Below are 5,014 nucleotides of genomic sequence, written 5' to 3' on the forward strand. Positions count from 1 at the left end.
AGGATACCAGCCGTACACTCGAAGAAGAGGAGATTGCCGCTACCGTCGCCAAATGTGTAGAGGCATTAAAAGAGCGATTCCAGGCATCATTGAGGGATTGAACCTATGGCGCTTACAAAAGCTGAAATGTCAGAATATCTGTTTGATAAGCTTGGGCTTAGCAAGCGGGATGCCAAAGAACTGGTCGAACTGTTTTTCGAAGAGATCCGTCGTGCTCTGGAAAACGGTGAGCAGGTAAAACTCTCTGGTTTTGGTAACTTCGATCTGCGTGATAAGAATCAACGTCCGGGACGTAACCCGAAAACGGGCGAAGATATTCCCATTACAGCACGGCGCGTGGTGACCTTCAGACCCGGACAGAAGTTAAAGAGCCGAGTCGAAAACGCTTCGCCCAAAGATGAGTAATCAGATCTAACCAAAAAGGCCGCTTTTGCGGCCTTTTTTCTTTTCTGCGGGGGTATCGCACCGTAGAATCAATGACATCCTTTTCAGTTGAACGGAAATCATGCTGACTTTTGCCCGTCAACAACAGCGACAACATGTGCGCTGGATCCTGAGTCTGTCGGTACTGATGTTACTGACACTGTGGTTGAGCCTGTGCGCTGGAGAGCAGTGGATATCGCCCGCTGACTGGCTGACGCCCCGTGGCGAACTCTTTGTCTGGCAAATTCGCCTTCCGCGCGCGCTGGCGGTTCTGCTGGTGGGCGCGGCGCTGGCTTTGTCCGGCGCAGTGATGCAGGCGCTGTTTGAAAACCCGCTCGCGGAGCCGGGGTTGCTCGGCGTCTCCAACGGTGCGGGCGTGGGGCTTATCGCCGCCGTGCTGCTGGGGAAGGGCATACTGCCGCACTGGGCGCTTGGACTGTGCGCGATTGCCGGTGCGCTGGTCATCACGTTGATCCTCCTGCGTTTTGCCCGTCGTCATCTTTCGACCAGCCGCCTGCTGCTTGCCGGCGTGGCGCTGGGGATTATCTGTAGCGCGCTGATGACCTGGGCCATCTATTTTTCTACCTCATTCGATCTGCGTCAGTTGATGTACTGGATGATGGGGGGATTCGGTGGCGTTAACTGGGAGCAGTCCTGGCTGATGCTGGCCCTGATTCCGGTGCTGGTGTGGATCTGCTGCCAGTCGCAGGCGATGAACATGCTGGCGTTGGGGGAAACCTCTGCCCGACAACTGGGACTCCCCCTGTGGTTCTGGCGAAATCTGTTGGTGGTTGCCACCGGATGGATGGTCGGTGTCAGCGTGGCGCTGGCCGGGGCCATTGGTTTTATTGGCCTGGTCATCCCCCATATTTTACGCCTGTGCGGCTTAACGGACCATCGCGTGCTGTTACCTGCCTGTGCGCTGGCGGGGGCCATTGCGCTACTGCTGGCCGATGTGGTCGCTCGCCTGGCGCTGGCCTCCGCCGAATTGCCGATTGGCGTGGTCACCGCGACGCTCGGCGCACCGGTTTTTATCTGGCTGTTACTCAAAGCCGGACGTTAGGTACGACAAGACAGTCTATGATTAGAAGCTGGTATTTGAATCACTCACGATCCTGGAGAGGTTATGCAAGACTCGATTCTGAACACGGTAGTGACAACGATTGATGGCGAAGTGACCACGCTTGAGAAATACACAGGTAATGTTCTGCTGATTGTTAACGTAGCTTCAAAATGCGGACTTACCCCACAGTATGAGCAACTGGAAAATATTCAGAAAGCGTGGGCCGACCGTGGCTTTATTGTGCTGGGCTTTCCCTGCAATCAGTTCCTTGGGCAGGAACCTGGCAGTGATGACGAGATTAAAACCTGGTGCGCGACGACCTGGGGCGTGACCTTCCCGATGTTCAGCAAGATTGAGGTAAACGGGGAGGGGCGTCATCCGCTGTACCAGAAGCTGATTGAGGCGGCACCGACGGCAGTGGCCCCTGAAGAGAGTGGTTTCTATGAGCGAATGGTCAGCAAAGGGCGTGCGCCGCTCTATCCTGACGATATCCTGTGGAACTTTGAGAAGTTCCTCGTAGGCCGTGATGGCAAGGTGATACAGCGTTTCTCTCCGGATATGACGCCGGAAGATCCGATTGTGATGGAAAGCATCAAACTCGCGTTGGCTAAATAATGTCTTCAGTGATGCAGTTACAGGATGTGGCGGAATCGACCCGGTTAGGGCCTCTGTCCGGTGAGATTCGGGCAGGGGAGATCCTGCATCTTGTGGGGCCGAACGGCGCCGGGAAGAGCACGCTGCTGGCGCGGATGGCAGGGTTAACCAGTGGGACAGGAACGATCGCTCTGGCGGGGACTGAGCTGGCGTTGTGGCCCGCCGCTAAACTTGCCCGCCATCGTGCTTATCTGGCGCAGCAGCAAAATCCGCCCTTCGCGATGCCGGTATGGCACTTCCTGACGCTACATCAGCCAGACAAAACGCGCACGGACCAGTTGATGGCGGTGGCCGAGTCGCTGGGGCTGGCGGACAAACTTGAACGCAATGCGAAGGAGCTCTCAGGCGGGGAATGGCAGCGCGTCCGTCTTGCCGCGGTGATCCTGCAAATCGCGCCAGAGACCAACCCACAGGGACAGCTATTGCTCCTCGATGAGCCCATGAACAGCCTTGATGTCGCGCAGCAAAATGCGCTGGATCGCATTCTGCACCGCTTGTGCCAGCAGGGGATTGCCATCGTGATGAGCAGTCACGACCTGAATCATACCTTGCGCCACGCGCACCGGGCGTGGTTGCTCAAACAGGGGAAACTGCTCGCCAGCGGTCCACGTGATGAAGTGCTGACGCCAGCGCATTTAGCGCAGGCGTATGGTCTGCACTTCCGGCGTCTTGACATCGAAGGTCACAGAATGATTATATCAACCACTTAAACGAAATGGTTTCTTGAAAACCCGCGTAAATACCCGCTATAAGGGGTGAAGAATAAAAATACAGAGGATTCGCCTGAATGCGTTTCTGGTTTCTTTTTTGCACAGCACTGTTGTTGGCCGGATGTAGTAGCCACCGAGCGCCGCCGCCCAATGCCCGGCTCTCTGATTCCATTACCGTGATTGCCGGGTTAAATGATCAACTCCAGACCTGGCGCGGGACGCCCTATCGTTACGGCGGCATGAGTCGCGGTGGTGTGGATTGTTCCGGTTTTGTGCTGATGACCATGCGCGATCAGTTCTCTTTGCAGCTGCCGCGCGAAACCCGTCAACAGGCAAAACTGGGGACGGAAATCGATAAAAACGACTTGTTGCCTGGCGATCTGGTGTTTTTCAAAACCGGGTCGGGAGAGAGCGGTTTACATGTGGGTATTTATGATACTAACGGTCAGTTTATTCATGCCTCAACCAGTCGTGGCGTGATGCGTTCGTCGCTGGATAATGTCTACTGGCGGAAAAACTTTTGGCAGGCGAGACGCATTTAGTCGTAGGGCGTTATTTCGATTGAGGATGTCCCTCGCTTTTATTGCCGAAAAAAGAACAATGCTGGATAAGCGTTTATAATCAGGATAAGCTGAATACTAAGGAACCGGGACTCCGGGTGAAAAGGACAACATGAACATTTTCCTTCTGGCATTAAAAAAGATGGATGACGACATCCTGTGTAATAGGTTGCCGAATCACTCCCTGTATGTGGGACTGCCGTGATGAATGTTTCACTGGATAATGTGTATCATTCTGAACTCTATTTTCAGCCCGCCAGGAATGTACAACGAAAACTTATCGGTTAAAGCGTTATCGCGAACTTTGTCAGTGAAGACGGTGACGTTCGTATCCCAACTGAACTGGTGCTTCCGCGACTTTCTCCCGAAGAACAGTGCCAGTTATTTATCGAAAAGCTGGCGCTGATCGAAACGTGCCAACATTTTTTTATTCTACATAAACTTGTCGCCTGGATTTATATAACCCCGGCAGTTGTACCGTTATTATTAACCAATAGTGAGTGCGTTTCTGCCGTTAAACGGTTTTCGTTTCTCGAACTCATGATAAATGAGAATTTTCCCGAACTGTCTGAAGGCAAAGAGAATAAAACGTTGCATGCGCTGGCTGAACGTTTTCCTCTGGTACTGGCCAATTTCGGCGCAGGGGAAAGTGCCAACAAAGCCATATTCGATGGATTATTTAAACGAATTATCCTCGACCGGAATTTTGTCCATCGTCGGGCCACTCGTCTTTCCTTCGAACCGTTCATGCGCGCCATCCTTACGCAAGTGTCGCCTTATTGCGAATCGCTGATGATCGCCGGTATCGACAGCGAAGCGATGTTGACCCGCGTGACGCCATTCGGTTTTAGCGGTATGCAGGGCGGGCTGTGGCCTGCCGTCACGGCCAGTCAGGTCACCCAATTACTCCACGGATAACCTTTCTGTTTGCTGGTGTTTATGACGGAAATAACCGTCTACACTACAGGCAGGAGGCCCTATGACCCTGTCTTTTACAACCCGCTGGCGCGATGAACTGCCAGCAACATTTACCGCTCTGTCGCCAACACCGCTGAATCACTCGCGACTGATTTGGCACAACGATGCGCTTGCCGAACAACTGGGCATCCCCGATTCCCTTTTTCATCCTGACAGCCCGGTGGGTGTCTGGGGCGGCGAGGCGCTGTTGCCGGGGATGTCTCCGCTGGCGCAGGTCTATAGCGGTCATCAGTTCGGCGTCTGGGCGGGTCAACTGGGTGACGGGCGCGGCATTCTGCTCGGTGAGCAGTTGCTTGCCGATGGCAGCACAATGGACTGGCACCTGAAAGGCGCGGGTTTGACGCCGTATTCGCGCATGGGTGATGGTCGTGCGGTATTGCGCTCCACGATCCGAGAAAGCCTTGCCAGTGAAGCGATGCACTACCTGGGGATACCGACGACCCGGGCGCTGACGATTGTCACCAGTGAAACACCGGTTTACCGCGAAACGGTGGAGGCAGGGGCGATGCTGATGCGACTGGCGCAAAGCCATTTGCGCTTCGGTCATTTTGAGCATTTTTATTACCGTCGCGAGCCGGAAAAAGTTCAGCAACTGGCGGATTTCTCCATTCGTCATTACTGGCCGC

At 54.3% G+C, this 5,014-nt stretch carries 7 protein-coding genes and 1 pseudogene; all 8 read left to right on the forward strand.

The genetic code is table 11. From position 1 onward, the window contains the following. Nucleotides 1–101, forward strand: a 101-nt coding sequence (locus AB7E14_RS20465; protein ID WP_428169872.1) for a hypothetical protein, incomplete at its 5' end; no start/stop codon positions are given. 4 nt (nt 102–105) lie between these two features. After that, a complete protein-coding gene (gene ihfA / locus AB7E14_RS20470) occupies nt 106–405 on the forward strand; it encodes an integration host factor subunit alpha (protein ID WP_001229265.1) in 300 nt (99 codons plus the stop codon). Between the two features lie 100 nt (nt 406–505). Further along, nucleotides 506–1,486, forward strand: coding sequence for a vitamin B12 ABC transporter permease BtuC (btuC, locus tag AB7E14_RS20475; RefSeq protein WP_043000872.1), 981 nt, complete (start codon nt 506–508; stop codon nt 1,484–1,486). Between the two features lie 63 nt (nt 1,487–1,549). Continuing rightward, nucleotides 1,550–2,101: a glutathione peroxidase gene (locus AB7E14_RS20480; protein ID WP_058587980.1), complete on the forward strand. Its 552-nt coding sequence runs from the start codon at nt 1,550–1,552 to the stop codon at nt 2,099–2,101. Beyond that, nucleotides 2,101–2,850: a vitamin B12 ABC transporter ATP-binding protein BtuD gene (gene btuD / locus AB7E14_RS20485; RefSeq protein ID WP_061070191.1), complete on the forward strand. Its 750-nt coding sequence runs from the start codon at nt 2,101–2,103 to the stop codon at nt 2,848–2,850. The genes AB7E14_RS20480 and btuD overlap by 1 nt, the downstream gene beginning before the upstream one ends. Nucleotides 2,851–2,927: 77 nt before the next feature. Next, complete coding sequence (locus AB7E14_RS20490) at nt 2,928–3,392, forward strand: C40 family peptidase (protein WP_216081551.1); 465 nt, start codon at nt 2,928–2,930, stop codon at nt 3,390–3,392. 222 nt (nt 3,393–3,614) lie between these two features. Continuing rightward, a pseudogene (locus tag AB7E14_RS20495) lies at nt 3,615–4,328 on the forward strand (EAL domain-containing protein). A gap of 61 nt (nt 4,329–4,389) precedes the next feature. After that, the coding region (locus AB7E14_RS20500; protein ID WP_428169871.1) for a protein adenylyltransferase SelO family protein at nt 4,390–5,014 on the forward strand (625 nt) is incomplete at its 3' end.

Source organism: Citrobacter sp. (assembly GCF_050252275.1).
GTDB lineage: Bacteria > Pseudomonadota > Gammaproteobacteria > Enterobacterales > Enterobacteriaceae > Citrobacter_A > Citrobacter_A amalonaticus.